This window comes from Stenotrophomonas sp. VV52 (genome assembly GCF_002893095.1).
GTDB lineage: Bacteria > Pseudomonadota > Gammaproteobacteria > Xanthomonadales > Xanthomonadaceae > Stenotrophomonas > Stenotrophomonas aracearum.
This window is the reverse complement of the sequence record NZ_PKQQ01000010.1, coordinates 96,736-122,472: the sequence shown is the minus strand read 5'-3', so window position 1 is coordinate 122,472 and position 25,737 is coordinate 96,736. Positions and strand designations below refer to the sequence as shown.

Sequence of the window (25,737 nt, the reverse complement as noted above, 5' to 3'; positions counted from 1 at the left end):
CATGCCTGCCGTGCAGAACCGCGTGTTGTCCGCCGCCGAACTCGATGCATTCGGCTCTGAACTCGACGCCTTGCGCGCGCGCCACCTGGAAACGCTGGGTGCCGCCGACGCGCGCTACATTCGCCGCGTGGTGGCCGGCGTGCGCTGGACCGGCGTGGCCGGCCGTGCGCTGCTGTTCCTGGGTGCGTTCGTGCACAGCGTGCTGATTCCCGCGTGGATCGCCGGCGTGGTGCTGTTGGCGCTGTCCAAGATCCTGGAAAACATGGAGCTGGCGCACAACGTCATCCATGGCCAGTACGACTGGATGGGCGACCCGCAGCTGCAGGGCAGCACCTACGAATGGGACATCGTCGGCACCGCCGACAACTGGCGCAAGACCCACAACTTCCGCCACCACACCTACACCAACGTGCGCGGGCTCGACGACGATATCGGCTACGGCCTGCTGCGGATCTTCCCCGAGCAGCGCTGGCGCCCGTTCTACCTGGCCCAGCCGGTGGTGGCGGTGGTGTTCGCGCTGCTGTTCGAATGGGGTATCGCCATACAGGATCTGCGCCTGGGTCGTTGGTTCGCCGGCAAGATCACCTTCCGCCAGCTGCTGGCGCAGGCGCGTCCGGTGGGCCGCAAGATGGGCACGCAGATGTTCAAGGACTACCTGCTGTTCCCGGCGCTGGCCGGCCCGTTCTTCCTGCCGGTGCTGCTGGGCAACGTGGTGGCCAACCTGATCCGCAACGTGTGGACCTACGTAGTGATCTTCTGCGGGCACTTCACCGCCGACGCGGAAACCTTCCCGAAGGAATGCGTGCGCGACGAACGCCGTGGCCACTGGTACCTGCGCCAGCTGCGCGGTTCCTCGAACATCGCCGGCGGCAAGGTGATGAACCTGATGACCGGCAACCTGAGCCACCAGATCGAGCATCACTTCTTCCCGGACGTGCCGGCCAACCGCTATGCGGCAATCGCCGTTGAAGTGCGCGAGATCTGCACGCGCTACGGCCAGCACTACAACACCGGGTCGCTGCCGAAGCAGTTCGGCCAGGTGGTCTGGCGCATCCTGCGCCACGCGTTCCCGAGCCGCCCGGCGCGGGTGCGTCCGCTGGTGGCGGCGGAGCAGGGGGCGTAACGCCCCCGCTTCAGTCGCTTTCGCCCATCCGGCCTTCGGCCAGCGGCACCCGCGAGCCGTCCAGCAGGCCGCGCGTCACCTTGCCGTCTTCAATGAACAGCAGCTCGCCGTTCTCGCCCTTCTTGATGCTGCTGTCGATGGCGATGATGCGCCCGTCGTGGAAGCTGCTGACGTGCGGCATCGAGGTGTGGCCGACCACGATGCGCTTGAGTTCCAGCTGCTTGAGCAGCGCATCGACCTGGGCAGTGTCCATGCGGCCGTCGAAGTAGCCGCGGTACCAGATCGGGCTGGTCTTGCCGTCGAACAGGCGGGCGGTATCCGGTGCGGCTTTCACCTGATCCTTGGGCAGGCCGACCGAGGCCTGGTACAGCGTGTTGGTGGCCTCCAGGTTGCGCACCAGGTCCAGGTTCTCCGGCGCGATGCCGCCGTGCAGGAACAGGGTGTCGCCGATCTGCAGCAGCACCGGGCGGGTGCGCAGCCACTGGCCGATCACCGAGTCGGCGCCGTACAGGGCCGGGTAGCTGCGGCCCAGCAGCTGTGCGCTCTTGAGGTACTTCGGGTTGACGTAGCGGAGGTCGTCGTAGACCACCATGGTTTCGTGGTTGCCCAGCACGAAGTGCACCGCGCCGCCGGCGGCCGTGGCCTGCTGCTGCAGGCTGTACAGCAGCCAGAACGCTTCGGTCACCTGCGGGCCACGGTCGAACACGTCGCCGGCCACGACCAGGGTGGCATTGCCCAGCGACCAGCGGTCGTCGTTGTCGATCACATGGTGGGCGCGCAGCAGCTTCACCAGCAGGCCGTACTGGCCGTGGATGTCCGACAGCGCGACGATGCGCGGCGTGGCGGGGTAGCGGGCGCTCGTTGCCTGCTTCGGCCCTGACACGGTCAGCGGATGCGGATACCCGCATTCGGGCAGCACCACGGTGCTGTCGCCGCGCGCCGGCAGGTCGCGCTGGACCACGTGGTCATTGCAGACCCACTGCGCCTGGTGGCCTTTGGCGGTGGTGAACACATACGGGCCGTCGGCGTCCACGTGCTCCGCGGGGGCGGCAACCTCGCGGGCGGTGCCCAGCAGCGGCATCAGGAGCAGGCCGGCCAGCAGCAGGCTGGCGGTGGTGGAACAGGAACGGTGCGGCATCGGGGGCTTTCCAGCAGGGCGGGCGGCCATCTGCCGCCTGCCCGATGCTACCCGCCGGCGGAGCCGGCGGGTATGCCCCATTGGTCAGCCTGCCTTGCGCGATGCGGTCGGTCAGAAGTTCGCGCGCAGGTTGAACAGCACCCGGCGCGGCTCGCCCCAGTAGCCGGAATTGAAGAAGCCGACGTTGCGGTAGTAGACCTTGTCGAACACGTTGGTCACCGTGACGCCGACGCTCACGTTGTCGTTGATCCGGTAACGCCCCATCAGGTCGAACAGCATGTAACCCCCCTGGGTCATCTTGCCGGTCGCCGTGATCGGTGCACCGGTGGCGGTGTAGCGGCCGGTGGGGATCGGCTGCAGCTGGTAAATCTCGCTCTGCACGGTGAACCCGCCGCCCACCATCCAGCGGCCATGGCGCCAGGTGGTGTTGAAGCGGGCCAGGTGCATCGGACTGGTGCTGGCGAAACGGCTGCCGTCCGGGTTGGTGCTGTAGGCGTAGGTGTAGCCGCCGGTCACGCTCCAGTTGTCGGTGATCGAGCCGGACAGTTCGAACTCGGCGCCGTTGGTTTCGATGCCCTTGCTGGCGATGTACGGCACGCTGCCGTCGGGCAGGATGACGTCCGCACCGGCCGGGTCGCGCGTGGCCACGTTGTCCTGCTTCATATGGAAGCCGTTGAGTGAGCCGTACAGCCGGCCACCGAAGAACTCGCCCTTGAAGCCGTATTCGTAGTTGTCGCCGGTGACCGGGTCCAGCAGCTGGTTGTTGATGTCGCGCAGCGCGGTGGCCTGGAACACGTCCGAGTAGCTGGCAAACGCGGAGATGTTGGCGTTGATGTCGTAGATCGCGCCCAGGTACGGCGTGGGCTCGTGCGCGGTGGTGCGTGCGCTGCGGCCGGTGAAGTTGCCGTTGACGTCGAAGTTGTCGGTGGTGGTTTTGTAGTCGGAGTAACGCGCGCCGGCGATCACCTTCAGGTCGTCCATCGGGTTCAGGCGAACGGCGGCGTAATAGCCGGTCTCGGTGGTGTTGACCGTGCTCGACGGGATGCCGTAGTTGACTGTGGTCGGTTTGCCGATGTTGCCGTCCCAGCTGAAGATGCTGGGGAAGGCGGCCACGTTGTACGGGCGCGCGGTGATGCTGGCGCGGATCGTGTCCAGGTCGCGGTCGTAGTGGTTGATGCCGGCCACCAGCTCATGCGAACGGCCGAACAGCTGGAACGGGCCGGAGGCATACAGGTCGAACGCGTCCTCGCGGGTTTCCGACACCGAGTAGGTGTCGGCAATGCGCAGCCCCAACCCGGTGACCGGGTCGGCCCAGTTGCCGGTGTTGGAGCCCGCCAGCAGCAGGCTGTCGGTGTCGGTGTTGCGGCGGTTGTAGGCCAGGCGACCGCTCCAGCCCGCGCCGAACTGCTGCTCCAGGGTGAGGAAGTAATTGGTGCTTTCGCGGTTCCACGCGTTCCAGCGCGCCGCTGCGCTGTACGAACGCGGCATCTTCGCCGTGCTGCCGTCGCGGAAGTACAGCGGCGACGCGCTCCACGCACCGCCGTCGGATTCGGTTTCCAGGTGGTCGATACCGGCGCGCAGGCGGGTGCTGTCGGTCAGGTCGGCTTCAACCACGCCATACAAGCTGGGCGAGGTGTCGTGCTGGAAGCGCACCCAGCTTTCCTTGTCGGTGTAGGCGCCGACGAAGCGGCCGCGCACGCGCCCGCCGGAGGTCAACGGGCCGGACACGTCCACTTCGGCGCGCCGGTAGTCCCAGGAGCCGGCGCTGAGGCTGGTGCTGGCCTGGAAGGTGTCGGTGGGGCGCTTGCGCACCATGTTGACCGTGGCCGACGGGTTGCCCGAGCCGGTGACCAGGCCGCTGGCGCCGCGCACGATCTCGATGCGTTCGTAGATGGAGGTGTCGCTGAGGATCGAGTTGCCGCCGGCGCCGGTGGTGTAGTTGGTCGGCACGCCGTCGAACATGAAGTTGTTGATCGCAAAGCCGCGCGCGGTGAACAGGGTGCGGTTGCTGTCGTAGGACTGCACGGTCACGCCGGGGGTCTGGTGCAGCACCTCGGCAATGGTGATGAGGTTGAAGTCTTCGATGCGCTGGCGGGTGAACACGGTCAGCGACTGCGGGGTTTCGCGCAGGGTCAGCGGCAGCTTGGTCGCGGTGTTGGTGCCATACACCTGGTAGCCCTCGGTGCGCTGGGTCACCATCACCTTGTCCAGCTCGGTGGTACGCGGGCTATCGCCCTCCGGCGTGGCAGGGGCCTGCGCGAATGCCTGCGGTGAGACAGCGGCGGCCAGCGCCAGGCACAGCGCAAGCGTGTTCCGGCGCGGAGCGCCAGCGGTGGGGGAACGGGACATGGGGACCTCGGTGGGAGCGGATATCAGGGTTTGGAAGGGGCGCGTGGCGTGGGTCGCGCCTTGGGCGCGGTCCGGTAGCTGAGCCAGAGCAGGGGCAGGGCGGCGCCGACCGCGAAAATGCCGCAGCCGGCAATCACGCCATAGGCCACGCCCCAACCGACGATGCAGCAGGCGACAGCGGCCAGCAGCGCGGCCCAGCCGCCCAGGCGGAACAACCGGCGGAGCCGCGCGACGGGCAGGGCGCCGAACACATCGCGATGATGGCGGTCCATCGCCAGCGACAGGCAGGCGAAACCCACCAGTGCCAGCAGCAGGGCGAGCACGGTCATGCGCTGGGCTCCGCTGCCACGGCCGTAGTCGCGCGCGGAACGCGCACGCGGCGCTGCGCCGGAACGTGGCGATGCACGCGGCGCGCGGTCCAGAGCAGGCCCGCGCCGATCAGCAGCAGGCCCACGTCGAGCCCACCCTTGGCCAGATCCCCTGCGGCGAATGCGCCGAACAGCCCGCCGTGCCAGGCCACCATGTTGAACGCCGGCAACAGCAGGGCCAGTACACCGGCGGCGGCCAGCTGTTCGACCCAGGCGCGGCGCGGCTGGCGCAGCGTGGCGTGTACCAGACACAGTGCCCAGGCGGCGAAGAACACGCTGATTTCAGTTTTGGAGCGCTGCTCGAGCGCTGCCGGCAGCAACCGGTTGCCCCACAGGAACGCCAGCATCGCCACCGGCAGGCCGGCTACGAACGCGATGTTCGTGCGTTCGACGAAGCGGAACGCGCGCGGCGGCCGGGTCGGGTCGGGCAGCTGCTCGCGGCGCTTCACCGTCCACAGCACCAGCCCGCTGGCCACCATCAAGGTGCCGGCCACGCCAGAGAGGAAGAACAGCCAGCGCATCGCCGTGGGCGCAAAGCGTCCGGCATGCAGTCCGATCATGCCGTCGCGGGTGTACACCGTGGCCGAGCGCTGCGGTGCTTCGTCCATCAGCATGCCTTGGGCATCGAAGCGCAGCGGTTCGCCGCTGTCGGCGATGCGGTCGCCGCTGTCGCGGCGCAGGGTGATGCGCATGGCGGCATCGCCGGGCTGCTCGACCACCACCGAAGCGGCATGGCCGTCGCCCCATTGGCGCGCGGCGACCGGAAGCAGGCCCGCCAATGCCGGCGGCGTCACCGTTACACCACTGGGTTCGACCTTCGCATCGCGTGGGAACAACTCTGCGAAAAACGCGTCGCGCCCGCCGAAGTTGGCGTCCACGGCCCAGGGCATGTACACCGTCATCAGGGTGATCAGGCCGGTGTAGGTGATCATCAGGTGGAACGGCAGCGACAGCACCGCCAACGCGTTGTGCCCGTCCAGCCAGCTGCGCTGGCCCTTGCCGCGGCGCAGGGTGAAGAAGTCGGCGAAGATCTTCTTGTGCGTGATCACGCCGCTGACGATGGCCACCAGCATGAACATGGTGCAGAAGCACACGAACCAGCGCGCCCAGATCACCGGCACGTAATGCAGGTCGAAATGCAGCCGGTAGAAGAAGTCGCCACCGCGGGTCTCGCGCGCCTGCACCGGCTGGCCGCTGGCGTCGAGCGTGGCCTGCCACGGATTGGGCTGGCCGCGCTTCGGCTCCGGCGCGTCCTTGGGTTGCCAGCGCACGCTGGTGGCATTGCTGCGGCTGCCAGGCAGTTCGATCTGCCAGCGGCTCGCGTCCGGTGCGGTGCGCGCCAGGAGCGCCTGGGCCTGGTCGAGGGCGACCTCGGCGCTGGCCGGCAGGGTCAGTTCCGGCTGCATCCAGCGGGTCAGTTCCACCCGCCAATAGCTGGCGGTGCCGGCGATGAAGATCAGGTACAGCACCCAGCCCACGACCAGCCCGGACCAGGTATGCAGCACCGCCTGCGACTGCCGGAACCCCTGGCTCATGCCGCGCGCCCGGCCAGCAGCAGCGACAGCCCGCCGCCCAGTGCGGCCACCACGGCCAGCCCCACGGCAGCGCGCACGCTGCTGCGCGCGGCGTAAGCCCAGATCGCGGCCAGCGTGTAGATCACGAACGAGGCCATGGTCGCGGCCAGCGCGGTGTCCGCCAGGCTGCCGGGCAGCAGCCGGGCCAGTGCCGAGGCCCAGGTCGCGGCGACCGCGTAGCCGCCGAGCAGGGCCAGCAGTCCGCGCGCCCAGAGCACGCCATTGCCACCGCCCTTGCGGGTGGCGCTGCGACGGGGAGGAGAAGCGGCGGGCGCGGTGTGCGGCGGGGCAGGCGGCAGCGGGAGGGACATCGCGGGAATCGGCAGGACGACAGGTAATTGAGAATCAATATTATTTGACCGGGGCGGCCCTGTCGAATCACCCGATGGAGGGATGTGGGCGGCAAGCCCTTGTGCTGCGGGGGTTCCGGGCGCGCATCGGGGGGCCGGCTGCAATGTTATAAACAGCGTAATAGTCTCCTTCGCGCCGCCGGCAGTAGGCTCTTGCCATTGCACAGGAGCTGTTCCGATGGGCCACGACCACGATCACCTGCCAAGCGAGATCCGCCACGAGAAACCCCTGTGGTGGGCGCTGGGACTCACCACCACGTTCCTCGTGGTCGAGGTCGTGGGCGCGTTCTGGACCAACAGCCTGGCGCTGCTGTCCGACGCGGCGCACATGGCTACCGATACGCTGGCGCTGATGATCGCGCTGGTGGCGGTGCGGCTGAGCCGGCGCCCGCCAGACGCGCGCCGCACCTACGGCTACGCGCGGCTGGAAGCGCTGGGTGCGATGATCAACGGCGGCATGCTGTTCGTGGTGGCCGCCTACATCCTGTGGGAAGCGGTGGCGCGGTTCCGCGAGCCGCAGGAGATCGCCTCCACCGGCATGCTGGTGATCGCCGCATTCGGACTGCTGAGCAACCTGATCTCGATGCGCCTGCTGCGCGCCGGCAGCGGTGAGAGCCTCAACGTGAAGGGCGCATACCTGGAAGTGTGGGCCGACATGCTGGGCTCGGTGGCGGTGATCATCGGTGCGCTGCTGATCCGCTGGACCGGCTGGAAGCCGATCGACCCGATCCTGGCGGTGCTGATCGGCCTGTGGGTGCTGCCGCGCACCTGGGTGTTGATGCGCGAGGCGATCAACGTGCTGTTGGAAGGCGTGCCCAAGGGCATCCAGGTCGACGCCGTGCGCGCGCGGTTGTGTGCGCACGAAGGCGTGCTGGACGTGCATGACCTGCACGTGTGGGCGTTGGCTTCCAGCACGCCGGCGCTGACCGCGCACGTGGTGATGGCCGAAGGCGTGGATGCCGACGCGCTGCGCCGCCGGCTGGGCAGCGCGCTGCACGAGGAGTTCGGGATCGACCACGTGACCCTGCAGATCGAAGCGGACCATTGCGGCGATGACTGCGGCGACGGCACGCCGGCGGGCAAGGCCGGGCATGCCGGACACGACCACGGTCATGATCACGACCACGGCCATGGCGCCGACGCGCAGGGCCACCACGGTCATCCGCACGCCTGAGCGGGGGAACGCCGCTACAATGGCAGCCTGCCTTGCCACCCCCTCGGAGAAACCGCAGTGACCCGGAAACTCGTACTGTTGCGCCACGGCCAGAGCCAGTGGAACCTGGACAACCGCTTCACCGGTTGGGTGGACGTGGAACTCACCGAGCAGGGCCGCCGCGAAGCCGCCGCCGCCGGGCGCCTGATGCGCGAAGAAGGGCTGCAGTTCGACGTGGCCCACACCTCGGTGCTCAAGCGCGCGATCCACACGCTGCAGGGCGCGCTGGCCGAGCTGGACCAGGACTGGCTGCCGGTGAGCAAGAGCTGGCGCCTGAACGAGCGTCACTACGGTGGCCTGCAGGGCCTGGACAAGGCTGAAACCGCCGCCAAGCACGGCGAGGACCAGGTCAAGATCTGGCGCCGTTCGTACGACATCCCGCCGCCGGCGATGGACCGCGAAGACCCGGGCCATCCGATCCACGACCGCCGCTATGCGGGCCTGGACCGCAACGCGCTGCCGGGTACCGAGTCGCTGGCGACCACGCTGGAACGCGTGCTGCCGTACTGGTTCGACGCGATCGCGCCGCAGCTGAAGGACGGCAAGACCGTGCTGGTCACCGCGCACGGCAACTCGCTGCGCGCGCTGTACAAGTACCTCAACAACGTTTCGCAGGAAGCCATCCTGGAATTGAACATTCCGACCGGCATCCCGCTGCTGTTCGAACTCAACGACGACCTCACCGTGCAGTCGTTCCGCTACCTGGGCGATCCGGAAGCGGCGCGCAAGGCGGCTGAAGCCGTGGCGAACCAGGGCAAGGCCAAGTAACAAAGAACACGCTTTGGGCTTGTCCTACCGGCCTCGACCCACTATCGGGGGAGACCGGCGGGTAGCCCCCGGAGGGACGCTAGAAAACATGGATGTTTTCTAGCAGCCCCCATGGATGGGTTCACGGCGTGTCCCGGAGCGGGGCTGCCCGCCGGTCTCCCCAGCCCGTAGCCATCGGAGCCAGCGCTTTCCGCCTGTGACCTTTGGCCGGTCCACCCGGCGCACTCCCGCGCTACGCTGCAAGATTGCCCGCCTCGCGGGTAATGCCTTTCCGCAGCTGGAGTGACGCATGACCCTTTCCAAGCTGGCCCCGCTGGGCCTGACCCTTGCCATTGCCGCCTCGCTGGCCGCGTGTGGCAAGACCGAGACCGCTCCGGCGGCCACCACGACCGATGCCAAGCCGGCCTTCGACCTGTCGCAGATCAAGACCCCGCTGATCTCGCTCAACAGCGCCGACCTCGACCCGGCCATTGCCGCCTGTACCGACCTCAACGGCTTCGTCAACAGCAAGTGGCTCAAGGCCAACCCGGTGCCGAACGACCAGACCACCTGGGGCAGCTTCGAAATCCTGCGCGAGCGCTCGCTGGAAGTGCAGCACGCACTGGTCCAGCAGGCCGCCGCCAGCCAGGCCAAGGCCGGCTCGGTGGAAGCCAAGATCGGTGATATCTGGAAGACCGGCTCGGACGAAGCCAAGATCGAAGCCGCCGGCATCGCCCCGCTGCAGCCGCAGCTCGACAAGATCGCCGCGCTTAACGACACCGCCGCCATCACCCAGTACCTGCGCGACAGCCAGGCGCAGGGCCAGGGCGTGCTGTTCTCGCTGTTCGCCAACGCCGACTACAAGGATTCGGCGAATGTGATCGCCTACGTCGGCCAGGGCGGCCTCGGCCTGCCGGAGAAGGGCTACTACTTCGACGAATCGCAGGCCAAGATCCGCGACGCCTATGTGGCCTACATCGCGCAGGCGCTGACCCTGTCTGGCGTCGACGCCGCGCAGGCCAAGACCGATGCACAGGCGGTGATGGACTTCGAAACCCGCCTGGCCAAGGCCTCGCTGTCGCGCATCGAACTGCGCGACCCGGCCAAGCGCTACAACCCGCTCAGCGCCGCCGAAGCCGACAAGCTCACCCCGAACTTCAGCTGGACGGCGCTGTTCGACACCCTGAAGATTCCGGCCGCGCAGAAGTTCTCGCTGGCCCAGCCGGCCTTCTTCAGCGAAGTGGACAAGATGCTGACCGACGTGCCGGCCTCCACCTGGCAGGCCTACCTGCGCTTCCACACCGTCGATGACGCCGCGCCGTACCTGAGCAGCGCCTTCGAAAAGGCCAACTTCGACTTCTACGGCACCACCCTGCGTGGCCAGAAGGAAATGCAGCCGCGCTGGAAGCGCGTGCTGGAATCGGTCAACAGCTCGATCGGCGAAGGCCTGGGCCAGCTGTACGTCGACGCCGTGTTCCCGGCCGAGTCCAAGGAGCAGATGCAGCACCTGGTCGAAAACCTCTCGGTCGCGCTGAAGGCGCGCCTGGAGAAGCTGGAATGGATGGGCGAAGACACCCGCAAGAAGGCGCTGGAGAAGTGGGCCAGCTTCACCCCGAAGATCGGCTACCCGGACAAGTGGCGCGACTGGTCGGGCTTTGAGACCAACGCCGACAGCTACCTGGGCAACATGCAGGCTGCGCGCGCGTTCAACTACCGCTACATGCTGGACAAGGTCGGCAAGCCGGTCGACAAGACCGAGTGGGGCATGACCCCGCAGACCGTCAATGCCTACTACAACGCGACCAAGAACGAGATCGTGTTCCCGGCGGCGATCCTGCAGGCGCCGTTCTTCGACGCCAAGGCCGACCCGGCGTTGAACTACGGCGGCATCGGCGCGGTGATCGGCCACGAAATGATGCACGGCTACGACGACTCGGGCAGCCAGTTCGCCGCCAACGGCAACTTCGACAACTGGTGGACCGACAGCGACCGCAAGGCCTTCACCGGCCGCACCGACCAGCTGGTCGCGCAGTTCGACGGCTACGAGTCGCTGCCGGGTGTGAACGTGAAGGGCAAGCTGACCCTGGGCGAGAACATCGGCGACCTCGGCGGCCTGACCGTGGCCTATGACGCGCTGCAGATGGCGTTGAAGGAAGACCCGAAGGCGAATGTCGAGGTCGACGGCCACAGCCAGGACCAGCGTTTCTTCATGAACTGGGCCACCGTGTGGCGTCGCAACTTCACCGACGGTGAGCTGCGCGTGCGCCTGAACACCGACCCGCACGCCCCGGCGAACTTCCGTGCCAACGGCGCGCCGTCGAACATGCCGGCTTTCGCGCAGGCGTTCGAGTGCAAGAGCGGCGACGCGATGGTGCGCGCCGACGACAAGCGCGTGGTGATCTGGTAACAGCAACAGCGATGTAACAAGGAGGCCCGGCATCTGCCGGGCCTCTGCGTATCTGGCACCGCCTGGGTCGGCCAACGGCCGACGCTACCCGAAGCGGGCGCAGATAACGGAACGGGCACGACCTGGTAGCGTCGGCCGTTGGCCGACCCAGGCAGTGCCGGCTTCGTTCGTCAGCCCGGCGTCAACGTAGTCAACAATGCCTTGGCCGCATTGAAACGGTCTTCCGGCAGCGGCAGCGGCACCTTGATGCGCAGCTTGTCCGGGCCGTCCATGGTGTACAGCTTCGGCTGCTTCTGGATCATCTGGATCACCGCCATCGGGTCGATGCGCGGCTGCGCCTCGAACACGATACGGCCGCCGTTTTCGCCCAGCTCCAGCTTGCGGATGCCCAGCGCGTTGCACTGCAGCTTCAGCTCCGCCACCGCGAACAGATGCTTGGCTGCGTCCGGCAGCAGGCCAAAGCGGTCGATCATCTCCACCTGCAGCTCACGCAGCTCACCACTGTCGCGCGCGCTGCTGATCCGCTTGTACAGGGTCAGGCGGGTGTGCACGTCGGGCAGGTAATCGTCCGGGATCAACGCCGGTACATGCAGCTCCACTTCGGCACCGCGCACTTCCTCGCCCGAATCCAGGTCGGGCAGCTTGCCCAGCCGGATGCTGCGCACGGCGCGCTCCAGCAACTCGGTGTACAGGCTGAAGCCCACCTCCGCCATCTGTCCGCTCTGGTCTTCGCCCAGCAGCTCGCCCGCACCCCGGATTTCCAGGTCGTGGGTAGCCAACGTGAAACCGGCGCCCAGCGAATCCATCGAGGAAATGGCTTCCAGCCGCTTTTCCGCATCCGGCGTCATCGAACGCTTGTCCGGCACTACCAGGTACGCATAGGCGCGGTGGTGCGAACGGCCGACGCGGCCGCGCAGCTGGTGCAGCTGGGCCAGGCCGAAACGGTCGGCGCGGTTGATGATGATGGTGTTGGCGTTGGGGATGTCGATGCCCGACTCGATGATCGTGGTCGACAGCAGGACGTTGTAGCGCTGCTTCTGGAAGTCCAGCATCACCCGTTCCAGCTCGCGCTCGGGCATCTGCCCATGGGCGATGCCGATGCGCGCTTCGGGCACCAGTTCGGCCAGGTCGCGCTGCATGCGGCCGATGCTTTCCACGTCGTTGTGCAGGAAATACAGCTGGCCGCCGCGCGACAGTTCGCGCTGGAACGCCTCGCGCAGCAGCGCGTTGTCCCACGCAGTAATGATCGTCTGTACCGCCAGCCGGTTCGGCGGCGGGGTGGCGATGATCGAAAGATCGCGCAGCCCGGCCATGGCCATGTTGAGCGTGCGCGGGATCGGCGTGGCGGTGAGGGTCAGCAGGTGCACGTTGGCGCGCATCGCCTTCAGCGCTTCCTTTTGCCGCACGCCGAAGCGCTGCTCCTCGTCCACCACCACCAGGCCCAGGTCCTTGAACTTCACGTCCGGCTGCAGCAGGCGATGGGTACCGATGATCACATCGATGGTACCGGCGGCCACCTTCTCCAGCTCGGCCTTGATTTCCTTGGCGGTCTTGAAGCGCGAGAGCACTTCCACCCGCAGCGGCCAGTCGGCGAAGCGGTCGCGGAAGTTGCGGTAATGCTGTTCGGCCAGCAGCGTGGTCGGCACCAGCACCGCCACCTGCTTGCCGGCACTGGCTGCAGCGAACGCGGCGCGCACGGCCACTTCGGTCTTGCCGAAGCCGACGTCGCCGCAGACCACGCGGTCCATCGGCTGGCTGCTGGCCAGGTCGCGCAGGGTCGCTTCAATGGCGGCGATCTGGTCCTGGGTTTCCTCGAACGGGAAGCCGGCCGCGAACGGTTCGTACATCGCCCGGTCCACGTGCAGCGCCAGCCCGGCGCGCGCGCGGCGGCGGGCTTGGATCTCCAGCAGTTCGGCGGCAACATCGCGGACCTTCTCGGCTGCGCGGCGCTTGGCCTTGCTCCACTGTTCGCCGCCCAGCGAATGCAGCGGCGCGGTTTCCGGCGACGCACCGGAATAGCGGCTGATCAGGTGCAGTTGGGCCACGGGCACGTACAACCGGTCGCCCTTCGCGTACTCGATCTCCAGGAACTCGCCCGGCATGCCACCGGCGTCGAGCACGATCAGGCCGCGGTAGCGGCCGACACCGTGGTCTTCGTGGACGATCGGCGCGCCTTCGGTCAACTCGCCCAGGTCGCGGATGATCGCTTCGGGCTCGCGCCCGGCGCGACGGCTGCGCCGGGTCTGGCCGGCGCGCTCGGGGAACAGCTGGCGTTCGGTCAGCACCGCCAGTGGCGGCATGTCGAGCGCGAAGCCATCTTCCAGCGGCGCTACGGTGATCGCGAAGCGCTGGCTGTCGTCGGCCAGGAAGGTGGGCAGGTCGGCTACCACCGGCGGCTTCAACTCCGCTGCCAGCAGGACCTCGAGCAGCGCTTCGCGACGGCCCGGCGAGTCGGCCGCAATCAGTACCCGGCCCGGGTAGTGGCCGATGAAGGATTTCAACGCCTCGCCCGCCGGCGCGTCGCGCGCGGCCACCGGCAACGGCGGCAGCGGCTGGTCGCCGAGCGGCGAAGCCTCCTCGATGCGCGCATGGTCCGCGCCCCACACTTCGATGCGGGGCAGGGTGTTCAGGTGTGCGTTGAGTGCTTCCGGACTGAGGTACAGCTCGCTCGGCGCCAGCAGCGGGCGCTCCACGTCGTGACGTCGCTGCTCGTAGCGGTTCTGGGTCTGGGCCCAGAACGAAGCCGCCGCTTCGCCCACACCGGTGGCGATCACCGGCAGCGCGTTCGGCTGCAGGTAGTCGAACAGCGTCGCGGTCTCATCGAAGAACAGCGGCAGGTAGTACTCCACGCCGGCCGGCGCCAGGCCCGCCTTGAGATCCTGGTACAACGCGCTGCGCCGGGTGTCGACGTCGAAACGCTCGCGCAGGGTGGCCAGCACCCGCGACACGCTCAGCTCGTCCAGCGGCACCTCACGGCCAGGCAGCATGCGCACCGCGTCGACCTTGTCCAGCGAACGCTGGCTTTCCGGGTCGAACGCGCGGATCGAATCGATGTCCTCGTCGAGCAGCTCGACCCGCAGCGGCGCGTCGGCACCCATCGGGAACACGTCGAGCAGGCCGCCGCGCACGGCGAAATCGCCCGGGTCCATCACCTGCGGCACGTTGCGGTAGGCAGCGGCCTCAAGCCGGCGCTTTTCCGCGTCCAGGTCCAGGCGCTGCCCGACCTTCAGGTCGAAGCTGCCACCAATGATGTACTTGAGCGGGGCCAGCTGCTGCAGCAGCGTCTGCACCGGCACCACCACGATGCCGCGCTTGAGCGTGGGCAGCTGGTGCAGGGCGGCGAGGCGTTGCGAGATGATGTCCGGGTGCGGGCTGAAGGCGTCGTACGGCAGCGTTTCCCAGTCCGGGAACGCCACCACCGGCAGGTCCGACGCGCTGCCCAGCAGGGTGCGCAGGTCGGACTCGATCTGGTTGGCGCCGTGGTTGTCGCGGGCGATGACCAGCAGCGGGCCGGCATGCGCATCGGCGGCGCGCGCGATGTACCACGCCAGCGCCGTCGGCGATGCAGGAGCGCGCCACCAGGCGCGGAGCTGCCCGGAACGGGGCAGCGGCGGTGCGGGATAGGAAGTGCGTGACATGAGCTGCCGATTTTAGCAGACGCCCACGTGATGACTTCCTATTGGCCCGGGTCGAGCTCCAGCACCATCCGCACCAGGCCGGAGCCTTCATTCGGATGCGGCACCTGCTTGAAGCCCAGCGAGGCGGCCAGCTGCTTCATCGGTACGTTCGCTTCCAGCACGTCGCCGTACAGCCGGTCCAGGTACTTGCCGCGCGCCCACTTGACCAGCTTGCGCATCAGCTGCCGGCCCAGGCCCTGGCCGATCAGGAAGCGGCTGATCAGGATGGCGTACTCGGCCTCGCGGGTGCCGGGCACGATGGAGGCGCGCGCCAACGCACCGACCACCGCATCGCCGGGCGTTTCGTTTTCGGCAGCCACCAGGGTGATCTCGCCCTTGGGGTTGGGATGGGTCAGGCGCTGCATGGACTCGTCGGACAGCTCGGTGACCGACTGCAGCAGGCGGTCGCGGATTTCCTCCGGCCCGAACAGGCTGAAAGCGGCCTTCAACGGTGCGCCGTCTTCCGGACGGATCGGGCGGATCAGCAGTTCGTGGCCGCTGGGAGCCTTGAAGATTTCGTGCCAGGGCGGCATGCGGTTACGGGTAGCCATACCGGTGATTCCTTGGTGGTCTTCGGATTCTCGCATCCCCGGGGGCGCGTTCCGTGAACGGAACGCTCACGCCGGTCATTCGGCCTGCTTGAGCCACTGCAGGCGGGTAGTGGCGCCAGCTTCGCCCAGATGCTGCTTGAGCGCGGGCATGGCCGGGGCCAATACCTGGTCGAACTGCCAGGGCGGGTTGAGCAGCAGCATGCCACTGCCGTTTAGCCTGAGGGGAGAGTCGTCGGGCCGCACCAGTAGTTCTACTGTAAGCACCGACTTCACTGGCAGGGCGCAGGCCTTGCGCAGGAAATGCAGGATGGTGCGGCGCTGCTTGATCGGGAACCAGATCGCGAAGCTGGCCTGCGGCCAACGCCCCAGGATCTCGCTCACCGAGGCGAGGATGCGCTGGTACTCGGCGTCCTGGCCCTCGTAGGGCGGGTCGATCAGGACCAGGCCGCGACCGATCTTGACCCCGTTGGCCTTGGGCGGCAGCAGCGCCTTGTTCTGTGCGTAGCCGTCGGCGTGCAGCACTGCAACCCGGCTGTCGTGCGCGAACAGGGCCTTCAGCGACGCCGCCTCGGCGTCCTGCAGTTCGCACACCGCCATGCGGTCCTGCTCGCGCATGGCCTGCGCGCTGAGCAGCGGCGAGCCCGGGTAGCTGACCATCGCGCCGACCGGATTGTCGGCCTGCACGGCCTTGAGGTAGCGCTCCACCACCGGCGGCAGCGTGGGCTGTGCCATCAGCCGCATCACGCCGTCTTCGGCCTCCAGGGTCTTGCGGCTCTCCTCGCTGGCCAGCAGGTAGCGGCCGGCGCCGCCATGGGTGTCCAGCACGAAGAACGGGCTGTCCTTGCGCTTGAAGCTGTCGAGCAGGGCAAGCTGCACGATGTGCTTGAGCACATCGGCGTGGTTGCCGGCATGGAAGGCATGGTGGTAATTCATCGGCGCAGTGTACGGCGCGGCGGCCCCAGCGGCTATGCTGCGCGCATGAACCGCCCCCCGCATACCGTCCTGGTCGTCGAAGACGAGGCTGCCATCGCCGATACCGTGCTCTATGCGCTGCGCAGCGAGGGGTACGCTGCGGAGCACTGCCTGCTGGGCGCGCATGCCCTGCAACGGCTGCGCCAGGTGCCGGTGGACGTGGTGGTGCTGGACGTGGGCCTGCCGGACATGAGCGGGTTCGAGGTGTGCCGCGCGCTGCGCACCTTCAGCCAGGTGCCGGTGATCTTCCTGACCGCCCGCAACGACGAGTTCGACCGGGTGCTGGGGCTGGAGCTCGGGGCCGACGACTACATGGCCAAGCCCTTCTCGCCGCGCGAGCTGGTGGCGCGGGTGCGTGCCCGGCTGCGCCGCAGTGGACCGGTGGTGGAGGCTGAGGGGTCGGGCTGGCAGTCGCACGGCCGCTTCGCGATCGACCGCGAGGGCCGCCGCATCCGGTTCGACGACAAGGCATTGGACCTGACCCGCTACGAGTACGCGCTGCTGGCCGCGCTGCTCCAACGCCCCGGTGCCATCCTCAGCCGCGCCCAGCTGATGGACCGGGGCTGGGACAGCGACGCCGACAGCGCCGACCGCACCGTGGACACCCACGTGAAGACCCTGCGCATCAAACTGCGCGCGGCCGGGGCGGATCCGGACCCGATCCGCACCCATCGCGGCGTGGGTTACGCCCTGGAGGTGTAGCGTGCGGCTGGGCCTGAAACTGTTCCTGGGCTTCTTCCTGATCGTGGGCATCGCCGCGTTCTTCGTGATGCGCGTGTTCGTCAATGAAGTGAAGCCGGGGGTGCGCCAGGCGATGGAGGCGACCCTGGTGGACGCGGCCAACGTGCTGGCCGAGATGGCCGCGCCCGACCTCAAGGCTGGCCATATCGGCAACGGCCCATTCGTAGCCAACCTGGCGCGCGCGCAGCGTCGCGACCCGAAGGCGATGGTGTGGCGCTTCCCCAAGCGCAGCCTCGACTACCGCGTGACCATCACCGATGCGCGCGGGATCGTGGTGTACGACTCCACCGGCCAGGACATCGGCCGCGACAATTCGCGCTGGAACGATGTCTACCGCACCCTGCGCGGCGAGTACGGCGCGCGTTCCAGCCCGGAGACGCCCGGCGACGAGGTGCACTCGGTGATGCACGTGGCCGCACCGATCCATGACCCGGCCGATGCCACCCGCCTGATCGGTGTGCTCACCCTGGCCCAGCCCAACCGCAGCATCGACCCGTTCATTGCGGCCAGCCAGCGCGCCATCCTGCAGCGCGGCGCGTGGCTGATCGGGATTTCGGCACTGATCGGCCTGCTGATGACCGCGTGGCTGATGCATGGCGTGAATCGGCTCAACCGCTACGCCAAGGCGGTCAGTGCTGGCGAACCGGTGCCGCCCCCGCAGGCGCGCCGCGACGAGATAGGCGACCTCGGCCGCGCGCTGGAAACCATGCGCCGCAAGCTGGAAGGCAAGGCGTACGTGGAGCAGTACGTACAGTCGCTGACCCACGAGATGAAGAGCCCGCTGGCGGCCATCCGCGGCGCGGCCGAGCTGCTGCAGGAGCCGCTGCCTGACGCGGACCGGGTGCACTTCGCGCGCAGCATCCAGGGCCAGGAGCAGCGCCTGACCGAAACCATCGACAAGCTGCTGGCGCTGGCGGAGGTGGAGCAGCATGGCTGGCTGCAGACCCGCGAGCGGATTGCGGTGGCGCCGCTGCTGCAGGCCGCCGCCGATGCAGTGGCGGTGCGGGCGCAGGCGGCCGGGGTCGGCGTTGACGTTGAGGCGGGGGCGGACCTGGAAGTGCAGGGCGACGCCTACCTGCTGCGGCAGGCGTTGAACAACCTGCTGGAAAATTCGCTCGCGTTTTCAACGGAGGGCAGTCGCATCACCTTGGGCGCGGTGCGCGAGGGCGATGCGGTGGTGCTGCGCGTGGCCGACCGGGGGAGCGGGGTGCCGGACTACGCGCTGGAGCGCGTGTTCGAGCGGTTCTATTCGCTGGCGCGGCCGGCCACCGGGCAACGCAGCTCGGGGCTGGGGTTGTCGTTCGTGCAGGAAGTGGCGCGGTTGCACGGGGGCAGGGTGACGTTGGTGAATCGAGAGGGTGGGGGAGCGCTGGCCGGCTTCACATTGGCTTCTTACTGACCACAAACGCCCCACACCGTCTGTTGGGAAGCTGGCACCCTTCCCAACCGAGGACGGGTGATGAAATCCCTGAAAATGCTGTTGCGGTTCGCCATCGTGGGCGGGCTGATCCTGTTGCTGCTGATTCCGTTGATGATGATCCGCGGGGTGATCAGCGAGCGCGAGGCGTATCGTGACCAGGCCTACCTGCGCGTGGCGCAGAGCCGGGCCGGGGCGCAGACCCTGACCGGGCCGATCCGGGTGGTGCCGTGGACCGATACCCGCCAGGTCGAGGTGGTGGATGCCACCGGCGTCCGCAAGGTCGAAACGCAGGTCGAGCAGAGTTACTGGCTGCAGATGCCGTCGAAGCTGGTCGTGGACGGCGGCATGGTGCCGGACGAACGCCGGATCGGCCTGTTCCGCGTGCCGGTGTACACCTGGAAGGCCAAGGTCAGCGCAGTGTTCAGCGATGACGACTACCCGATCAAGGCCGGTCGCGTGTACGGCACGCCGTACCTGGCGGTCGGCATCGCCGACGTGCGTGGCCTGGTCGGCTCGCCCGACCTGAAGGTCGACGGCGAAGCGCTGACCCTGCAGCCGGGCATCGGCGATGTCAGTGGCATCGGCAAGGGCCTGCACGTGCCGCTGCAGGGCTTCACCGATACCGCCGGTGGCCTGCTCAAGGCGAGCAAGGTGGACTTGTCGCTGGTGCTCGACGGGACCCGTTCGCTGGCGGTGGTGCCGGTGGGCGACGACAGCCGCATCGCGATCCGCTCGCCGTGGCCGCACCCGCTGTTCGGCGGCAGCTTCCTGCCGAATGAGCGTCGGGTGGACGAGAAGGGATTCGATGCGCAGTGGGCCGTTTCCTCGTTGGCTTCCGAGGCGCAGCGCCAGCTGCGCAGTGCCCGCGAGGTGGAGCCGGAAACGGTCAGCGTGGAGCTGGTCAACCCGGTCGACATCTATACCCAGGCCGACCGCGCCAGCAAGTACGGCATCCTCTTCATCGTGCTGACTTTCGTCGGCTTCATCCTGTTCGAACTGATCAAGCAGCTCCGTATCCACCCGCTGCAGTACCTGATGGTCGGGCTGGCGCTGGCGATCTTCTTCCTGCTGCTGCTCAGCCTGTCCGAACACATCCCGTTCTGGGTTGCCTACGTGGTCTCGGCCGTGGCCTGTATCGGGCTGCAGGCGGTGTATCTGTCCGGGGTGCTGGGCAGCTGGCTGCGCGGCCTCGGGTTTGCCGGCATGCTCACCGTGCTGTACGGCGCGCTGTATGGCCTGCTGGTGTCGGAGAACAACGCACTGCTGATGGGCTCGCTGCTGCTGTTCGGCGTGCTGGCCACCGCGATGTGGATCACCCGTCGGATCGACTGGTACGAACTCGGCGCGAGCCTGAAGTAAGGCGATGGCCCGTGCGCCATACGGTGTGGCGCACGGGCGAGTGCTGTTGCCGACACAGAGCGAGTGCGGGTTCGGTTGGCGGCGTTGACGCTTCCGGCTTCTGCTTGCGTGGCGCGATGCTGCTGGCGCAAGGACGGACTGGAAATGCTGGAGGATCGCGTTAGGTTTCCGCCACTCGTCACCTCACTCTGTATCCATGGCGAACCTGACCCTGTCCCCCGCAGGACGCGCTGACGTCGCATCGACCGCGGCGTCGGCCCTGCCGATGTCGCGGCGCTCCACGACCGCTGTTTCGGTATCGAACCGCAGCATGCATCCCATTCCCACCGCGCGTCGTCTGTGGCTGGACGGCGTACCGCAGGACGAGCTTGACGCGCTCGCCACGGCGCTTGGCAAGGGCCCATTGGACGCCCATTTTTTCCTGACACTGGAATCGGGTTTCCACCGGACCGCGCTGGCTACGTCGATGGCACAGGAACTGGTGGACGACGCGCTGCCCAGGCTGCTTCCCACCCAGCTGCCGGAGGAGCAGCGTGCCGCGTGGCGAATCTGCCTGACCTCGCTGCTGACCGTGCCACGGGTGGACTGGGAAGTGCAGTGCGTCCCATTGCGTACGCTGCTGGCCGACGTCGTGGCAGCACGCAACTCACTGTTTCGGGCCATGCGTGATGCGCTGTACCGGCCGCTGGATGTTCCGCGCGCTGAATGGAACGCCACCCTCGACGCGCGGCGGGTGAACGGTGCACATGATGTGCGGGCGTCAGCGCTGGAGCTGCGGCCGCATTCCCCGGCACTGCAGTGGGAGATCGCCCGGAACCAGCTGTCTCAGTGGTTGCCGGCGCTGCCGTCCGCGCAGGTCGAACGTGCGCTGGCACGGGTGGCGGCCAGCGCTGCGGCAGCGGGCGATGTAATCGATGCGCGGGCCGCGCTGCCGGCCTTGTTTGACGTGCTGGACTTCGACCGGCGTCCACTGATCAGCGATGGGCAGCGTGCGACGTTGCTGGAGAGGCTGGATCATGCGGCGGGTGGCGCTGCTCCTCCGCTGCTGTGCACCGACGGCGGCAGCGGTGACCGCCTGGGGCAGTGGTTGCTGTCGGTGGCGCAGCGAGCGAGCGCGCCGCCACATCCTTCCACCGGACTGCGCCGCGCGCTGGCGGATGCGCTTCTGTACGTCGCGTCCCTGGCGCCAGGCCGGCAGCCACTCCTGTCCCGCGATGCGGTTGCGTCACCGGCGCCGATCAACACACCCGGCACTGTGCGCGCTGCAGACGATGTTGAAGGCGTGCCGCTGCCGATGGCCTCCGGCGCGGCGCGGCCCGGCGGGCACGGCATGCTGGCCGCGGCCGCCGGGCTGGTTGGCAGCGGGGTGGGCCTGGTAGCGCTGGGATGGCACCTGGCATTCAGCGACTCGCGGCCCGCAGTGCCTGTGCCTTCACCCACGCCTGCATCGCCCCGGCGCGTAGCGCATGCCGTGGCGCTACTGGACGAGATCATCGACCGCGAAGCCGGCGGGTCGATCTGGCACGCTCTCTGGCATCGGGTACACGGCGTACCGTACCCGGACATGGCAGGGTTGACCGCACAGGTCGCCGAACTGCTCGAGGGCAACCACGTCGCGCGCGAGGTGATCGCTGCATTGGCGCCGCCAACACCGACAGACGCCTTGGAGACGCGGCATCGCATGCGTCGATCCATCGCAACCCCCTCGCTGATCGGCCACAGCGAAACCGTTCTGGATGCCAGCGAACGCAGCCAGCTGGATGACGTCAGCCGGGTGCTGGTGGACGTGGCGCGGCAGGCGCCGCCGCCGGATCCTGAGCCTGCCATTCCGCTGCCCGGATTGGACCTGGCGCTGACCCGCTCGCGGATGCTGACCTGGGTGCAGTCGATGGGACGCAATGCCAGCGAACAGCATCATCGCCTGCGCACAGCCTGGCGCCAGGTGGTGGCGTCCGAGCACAGCCTGGTCCTGGCTTACGCCGAGCTGCCCCACCTCGACCGTGACCTGACGCAGCTGGTGACGGCGGACCTGCGCAGCGTGACCGGCAACGAGATCGACCCCACCCAGATCTACCTCAATACCTTCCAGACCAGCGAGACCTGGCCGCAATGGGAGGCCCGACAGTTGCGCCCGCCGGGGGCAACCTTCCGCAGCCAGCACCGGCTGGTACCGCCCGACCAGCGCGTGCGCAGCGGGCTGGTCAGTGCGCACACGCTGGTGGCTGCGGCACTGCTGCCGGTCCCGCCCGACAGGAAGTACGCCGGTCTGTATTACCGGGGGGTGCCGGAGATCTATTTCCCGGTGCAGGAGTGTCGAGAGCTGACCCTCGACCAGTTTTCCCGTGCGGTGGACGGCCGCGATTACCTCGGTGCGTTCGGGCGCCGCCATTACGCATGCCTGGAAGAGGCCTGGCATGGACGACCCGTTGCCGGTTCGTCGCGCTTTGTCACTGCCATCGGCCGCCGCCTGGCAGGTGCAGCGGTCCTGCTCAACGCGGCTGGCCAGCTCAGCGACCCGGCGGCGGCCGCGATCAAGGCGCTGGTCGATTTCCCGACCCGATTCAACGTGGCAGAAGCGGGCGACGGCCGCGCGCTGGCCCTGCCGGGCTGGCAGGTCGATGTGCACGCATTGGCCGCCAACGCGTCCGGCCACGTGGTGCCCCTGCACGGCGTGCTGCTGGTCACCGCCGTGGCCGGCGAGCTGCAGCCGGCGCCGGTCACGCTGCTGGTCAGCACCACGCGTACGCCACTCATCGAGGCGTTCGATTCCGCTGCCGAGGCGATGCAGCAGCTCGCCACCGAAGTGCCGCACCAGCTTCCGCTGCGGGTGGCGGTGAACCAACACGCGCGCTGGCAGGATGGCGTTCTGCCGGTGATGCCCGCCTATGTGATTGATGGCGACTTCCGCTGGGCGTTGTTCCTGCAGGCACTCGAGTTGCGGCATGCGCAGTTGAGCGCTACGGGCCTGCCCTCGCGGGCACAGCTGCGCCAGGCGTTCAATGCACTGGACGCAGAACTTGCCTCGCCCTACCTGCCCATTCCGGTACCGGTGTTGGCCGCCGCCGGCGAGCTGGCGGCGCTGGATGCTGTCGGCCTGGCGGCGCGAAGCTCCGCTCATTGGCTGGCGCGGTTCCCGCCGGGCACTCCGGGCGCGCTGCAGAACGCCGGCATGGACGGCGCGCGCTGGCTCCATGCCCTGAGTGTAGGGCGCAGCCTGGTCGAGCGCGCCTACCCGTTGCTGGTGCCGTTCGTGCAGCAGCGGCTGGACGATGAAATCATGCGCCGTCACCGCACCGCGTTCGACAGCAGCTGCTGCTTCGTCGTGTCGTTCAAGGATGGACATGCCGGCGAGCAGACCTACAGCGGCTGGGTGCACAACCTCGCGCAGAAGAAGGCCGCCGCCAGTTTCGCCGAATGCGCGATGACCCGCGCGGCCGGGTTCGACGACCCGCCCGGGCGCCTGCTGGGCCTGTACACCAGCAGTGACAGCGCGCTGTTCGACGAGAACAACGAAGTGGTGGGGCTGGAGGCATCGCAGCTGCTTTCGATCGCACGTGAACTGGACGTGCAGGGTGATTACCTGCGTGCGCTGGACCAGTTCTGGCAACGCCATCAAACCGATGTGCTGGCCACCCTGCGCGGCGGCTACCTGTATGGCTGCGCCCAGCAGCATGCCGACGGATCGCTGTCCACGCGCGGCGCGCACCTGGCCCTGGGGGTCTTCGGCACCATGACGGCAGCCCAGTCGCAGGACCCGCGCTACACGCCCGTGCCGCGCAGCGGCATGCGCACCGGCTGGTTGCAGATCCACGGCATTGCCTCGACGGTCCTGCATATTGGCGACGCGGATGGCCCGGAAGTGCTGCTGTACTTCCCCAACGACCGACACCGCTTCCATGAGTTCGCCAGCGATGCGGACATGTTGGGCTGGATCGAACGCGCCGCCGCCACCGACATCGGACGGAAATGGCTGGAGACGGCGTTCGACCTGGCCGACCTGCAGGACGGCTGGATCTCCAACGGCGTGCATACGGCGTTGGGTGACGGGGCGCAGGCGATGTTCGGGCATGGCGGTGCGGTGCTTCCGATCGAAGGCGAAACCTCGCGGGCGCTGATGGCGCGGCTGCAGCAACGCGCGCGTCGCGATGCGCAGACCCTGATGACGTCACCGTGGGAAGCGTTCCGACGGACGTGGATGCCACGCCTGGAACGCTGCCAGGAAGCGATGGGCCTGGTCGCCCTCGTGCTCCCCGAGGTGCTGCCGGTCGTGGCATTGTTGTCAGCCGCGGAACTGGGCGTGGGCGTGCAGCAGGCCGTAGGCGGCAATACCGCAGCCCAGCGTCGCGACGGTGCCGGTGCTGCGCTGTTCGGCGCGTTCGGCGTGGCACTTTCGGCCCCCTTGGGGACGGCGCGCTTGGCAGGGCTTGCCGCGCGCGATGGAGCGCGGTTGCAACCGGCCATACAGGCGCCCTCGTGGGAGCGTGTGGTCGACCCGCTTGAGCACCTGGCGGAGCGGTATGCGCGGCCAGTGTCGCTGTCAGGCTCGCGCGCGGCCGACAACGGCGTGCACGATTATCTGGGAGGCAAGTACATCGAGCAGGGCGGGCACGCCTATCAGGTGGCGTTCGACCGGTCGCACGGCACCTGGCGCCTGCAGAACCCGGCGCCGGGAAACTTCTACCACCAGCCGGTGCGCCTGAATGCCGACGGCGCGTGGGAGCCACATAGCGACGTCGGGCTGCGCGGTGGCGCGCCCAACAGCGGCTCGCGCAGGCGCCAGCAGTGGGTGGACCGCAGCTACCGTGGGTCGTTGAACTCGCTGGTTGAGCGCTCGGTGTCGCGCTCGGTGGACAGCAGTTCGCAGGACTTTGCCTGGGGCCAGGAGAACTGGGGACGGGTGACCACGCCAACGAACGCCGACACGGTGTCGCTGGAGCGCATGAAGGAACTGTTCGTGTCGGGCAATCTCGACCCGGTGCAGCAGGGCGCGCTGTCGGTGATCATCGAGCGGCTGGACAACACCCTGCGCGCCGAGCGTTACATCGTGGTCAACGAGGTGGTACACGACTCGGTCTACATTGCCGGGGGCGAATTCGTTCCCGCATCCCAGACGCTGCTCGGCGAGGACATGGGCATTGCCGCGTCCGGCATGTGCACCGGGTTGTCGCGGATCATGGTCACCGCGATGGGGCAGGGCGAAGAAATGCATGTGCTCAACCAGCTGCGCAGGGCCATCCGCGAGCCGGGTAGCGCCCACGCCGGGGTGGTGCGTGCCCTGATCCGCGACGCCCAGGGTGCGGCGTTGCAGCCGGGTTCGGTCTCGGCCGCCTCGCTGATCGGGATCGACGAATTGGCCGATTTCCTGTCGAAGGTCGCCCGCAGCAGCCAGTTCATCCTCAACGGCGCCAGGCACAGCATGGCCCTGGCGGTGGACGTGCTTGCCAACGGGCAGCGGGAGTACAAGCTTCTGGATCCGAATTTCGGCCTCATGGTGTTCAAGCGACGGTCCAAACTGGACCGCTGGATGAACAACCTGTTCGGCTCGCGCTATTTCAGCCGACTGTCGGGCGGCGCGACCGGCAGCAAGGCCGATGAAACCCTGGCCGAAATGTACGGCGCGGTGCCTGTGCCAGGGACGGCGCGCATGCAGTTCCACCTTCGCCAGGTCGACACCGAACGCATGAAGGCCCAGGCCGCCGCACGCGGCTGGACCGCCCTGTTCGAGCATGTCCGCTGACCCCCGGCCCC

The 25,737-nt window shown here is 68.0% G+C and carries 16 protein-coding genes; 8 read left to right on the top strand and 8 right to left on the bottom strand.

Going from position 1 to position 25,737, the window contains the following annotated elements; all coding sequences use genetic code 11:
* Nucleotide 1: 1 nt before the first annotated feature.
* Nucleotides 2-1,123: an acyl-CoA desaturase gene (locus C2U58_RS15875; protein WP_102946742.1), complete on the top strand. Its 1,122-nt coding sequence runs from the start codon at nt 2-4 to the stop codon at nt 1,121-1,123.
* A gap of 10 nt (nt 1,124-1,133) precedes the next feature.
* On the opposite strand, the gene C2U58_RS15870 is transcribed toward C2U58_RS15875, so the two are convergent.
* The 5 genes from C2U58_RS15870 to C2U58_RS19895 form a co-directional block, all read right to left on the bottom strand.
* Complete coding sequence (locus C2U58_RS15870) at nt 1,134-2,204, bottom strand: metallophosphoesterase (protein WP_253256766.1); 1,071 nt, start codon at nt 2,202-2,204, stop codon at nt 1,134-1,136.
* A 168-nt stretch (nt 2,205-2,372) separates the two neighbouring features.
* Nucleotides 2,373-4,610: a TonB-dependent siderophore receptor gene (locus C2U58_RS15865; protein ID WP_102946740.1), complete on the bottom strand. Its 2,238-nt coding sequence runs from the start codon at nt 4,608-4,610 to the stop codon at nt 2,373-2,375.
* A 23-nt stretch (nt 4,611-4,633) separates the two neighbouring features.
* Entirely contained in the window at nt 4,634-4,939 is a 306-nt protein-coding gene (locus C2U58_RS15860) for a DUF3325 domain-containing protein (RefSeq protein ID WP_102946739.1), read from the bottom strand.
* Complete coding sequence (locus tag C2U58_RS15855) at nt 4,936-6,513, bottom strand: PepSY-associated TM helix domain-containing protein (protein WP_102946738.1); 1,578 nt, start codon at nt 6,511-6,513, stop codon at nt 4,936-4,938. Before C2U58_RS15855 ends, C2U58_RS15860 begins: the two co-directional genes overlap by 4 nt.
* On the bottom strand, nt 6,510-6,863 hold the full coding sequence (locus C2U58_RS19895) for an iron transporter (protein WP_146033483.1): 354 nt from the start codon (nt 6,861-6,863) through the stop codon (nt 6,510-6,512). The genes C2U58_RS15855 and C2U58_RS19895 overlap by 4 nt, the downstream gene beginning before the upstream one ends.
* Nucleotides 6,864-7,080: 217 nt before the next feature.
* Here C2U58_RS19895 and C2U58_RS15845 point away from each other — a divergent pair, with 217 nt between their 5' ends.
* The 3 genes from C2U58_RS15845 (at nt 7,081) to C2U58_RS15835 (ending at nt 11,269) form a co-directional block, all read left to right on the top strand.
* Complete coding sequence (locus C2U58_RS15845) at nt 7,081-8,076, top strand: cation diffusion facilitator family transporter (protein ID WP_102946736.1); 996 nt, start codon at nt 7,081-7,083, stop codon at nt 8,074-8,076.
* A 57-nt stretch (nt 8,077-8,133) separates the two neighbouring features.
* Nucleotides 8,134-8,883 (top strand): 2,3-diphosphoglycerate-dependent phosphoglycerate mutase, encoded by a 750-nt coding sequence (gene gpmA, locus C2U58_RS15840; protein WP_102946735.1) that lies wholly within the window; start codon nt 8,134-8,136, stop codon nt 8,881-8,883.
* Nucleotides 8,884-9,172: 289 nt separating this feature from the next.
* Nucleotides 9,173-11,269 carry a M13 family metallopeptidase gene (locus C2U58_RS15835; RefSeq protein WP_102946734.1) on the top strand — a complete coding sequence of 699 codons (2,097 nt, stop codon included), beginning with the start codon at nt 9,173-9,175 and terminating at the stop codon, nt 11,267-11,269.
* A 170-nt stretch (nt 11,270-11,439) separates the two neighbouring features.
* Here C2U58_RS15835 and mfd read toward each other — a convergent pair whose 3' ends face one another.
* The 3 genes from mfd to rlmJ form a co-directional block, all read right to left on the bottom strand.
* On the bottom strand, nt 11,440-14,907 hold the full coding sequence (gene mfd / locus C2U58_RS15830) for a transcription-repair coupling factor (RefSeq protein ID WP_102946733.1): 3,468 nt from the start codon (nt 14,905-14,907) through the stop codon (nt 11,440-11,442).
* A 38-nt stretch (nt 14,908-14,945) separates the two neighbouring features.
* Nucleotides 14,946-15,497, bottom strand: coding sequence for a GNAT family N-acetyltransferase (locus C2U58_RS15825; RefSeq protein ID WP_070208934.1), 552 nt, complete (start codon nt 15,495-15,497; stop codon nt 14,946-14,948).
* A gap of 75 nt (nt 15,498-15,572) precedes the next feature.
* On the bottom strand, nt 15,573-16,430 hold the full coding sequence (gene rlmJ / locus C2U58_RS15820) for a 23S rRNA (adenine(2030)-N(6))-methyltransferase RlmJ (protein ID WP_102946732.1): 858 nt from the start codon (nt 16,428-16,430) through the stop codon (nt 15,573-15,575).
* A 45-nt stretch (nt 16,431-16,475) separates the two neighbouring features.
* On the opposite strand from rlmJ, the gene creB reads away from it, so the two are divergent.
* The 4 genes from creB to C2U58_RS15800 all read left to right on the top strand — a co-directional run bounded on the left by creB (nt 16,476) and on the right by C2U58_RS15800 (nt 25,726).
* Entirely contained in the window at nt 16,476-17,171 is a 696-nt protein-coding gene (gene creB, locus C2U58_RS15815; RefSeq protein WP_102946731.1) for a two-component system response regulator CreB, read from the top strand.
* A 1-nt stretch (nt 17,172) separates the two neighbouring features.
* Complete coding sequence (gene creC / locus C2U58_RS15810) at nt 17,173-18,609, top strand: two-component system sensor histidine kinase CreC (protein ID WP_102946730.1); 1,437 nt, start codon at nt 17,173-17,175, stop codon at nt 18,607-18,609.
* Nucleotides 18,610-18,669: 60 nt separating this feature from the next.
* Nucleotides 18,670-19,989, top strand: coding sequence for a cell envelope integrity protein CreD (gene creD, locus C2U58_RS15805; protein WP_102946729.1), 1,320 nt, complete (start codon nt 18,670-18,672; stop codon nt 19,987-19,989).
* 310 nt (nt 19,990-20,299) lie between these two features.
* Nucleotides 20,300-25,726: a DUF6543 domain-containing protein gene (locus tag C2U58_RS15800; protein ID WP_102946728.1), complete on the top strand. Its 5,427-nt coding sequence runs from the start codon at nt 20,300-20,302 to the stop codon at nt 25,724-25,726.
* The last annotated feature ends 11 nt before the right edge of the window (nt 25,727-25,737 follow it).

Coding starts and splice junctions, on each gene's coding strand:
- C2U58_RS15860 (WP_102946739.1), bottom strand. CDS start 4,939: ATGACCGTGCTCGCCCTGCTGCTGGCACTGGTGGGTTTCGCCTGCCTG.
- C2U58_RS19895 (WP_146033483.1), bottom strand. CDS start 6,863: ATGTCCCTCCCGCTGCCGCCTGCCCCGCCGCACACCGCGCCCGCCGCT.
- C2U58_RS15825 (WP_070208934.1), bottom strand. CDS start 15,497: ATGGCTACCCGTAACCGCATGCCGCCCTGGCACGAAATCTTCAAGGCT.
- C2U58_RS15870 (WP_253256766.1), bottom strand. CDS start 2,204: ATGCCGCTGCTGGGCACCGCCCGCGAGGTTGCCGCCCCCGCGGAGCAC.
- C2U58_RS15845 (WP_102946736.1), top strand. CDS start 7,081: ATGGGCCACGACCACGATCACCTGCCAAGCGAGATCCGCCACGAGAAA.
- mfd (WP_102946733.1), bottom strand. CDS start 14,907: ATGTCACGCACTTCCTATCCCGCACCGCCGCTGCCCCGTTCCGGGCAG.
- C2U58_RS15865 (WP_102946740.1), bottom strand. CDS start 4,610: ATGTCCCGTTCCCCCACCGCTGGCGCTCCGCGCCGGAACACGCTTGCG.
- C2U58_RS15800 (WP_102946728.1), top strand. CDS start 20,300: ATGCATCCCATTCCCACCGCGCGTCGTCTGTGGCTGGACGGCGTACCG.
- C2U58_RS15875 (WP_102946742.1), top strand. CDS start 2: ATGCCTGCCGTGCAGAACCGCGTGTTGTCCGCCGCCGAACTCGATGCA.
- C2U58_RS15835 (WP_102946734.1), top strand. CDS start 9,173: ATGACCCTTTCCAAGCTGGCCCCGCTGGGCCTGACCCTTGCCATTGCC.
- rlmJ (WP_102946732.1), bottom strand. CDS start 16,430: ATGAATTACCACCATGCCTTCCATGCCGGCAACCACGCCGATGTGCTC.
- C2U58_RS15855 (WP_102946738.1), bottom strand. CDS start 6,513: ATGAGCCAGGGGTTCCGGCAGTCGCAGGCGGTGCTGCATACCTGGTCC.
- creB (WP_102946731.1), top strand. CDS start 16,476: ATGAACCGCCCCCCGCATACCGTCCTGGTCGTCGAAGACGAGGCTGCC.
- creD (WP_102946729.1), top strand. CDS start 18,670: ATGAAATCCCTGAAAATGCTGTTGCGGTTCGCCATCGTGGGCGGGCTG.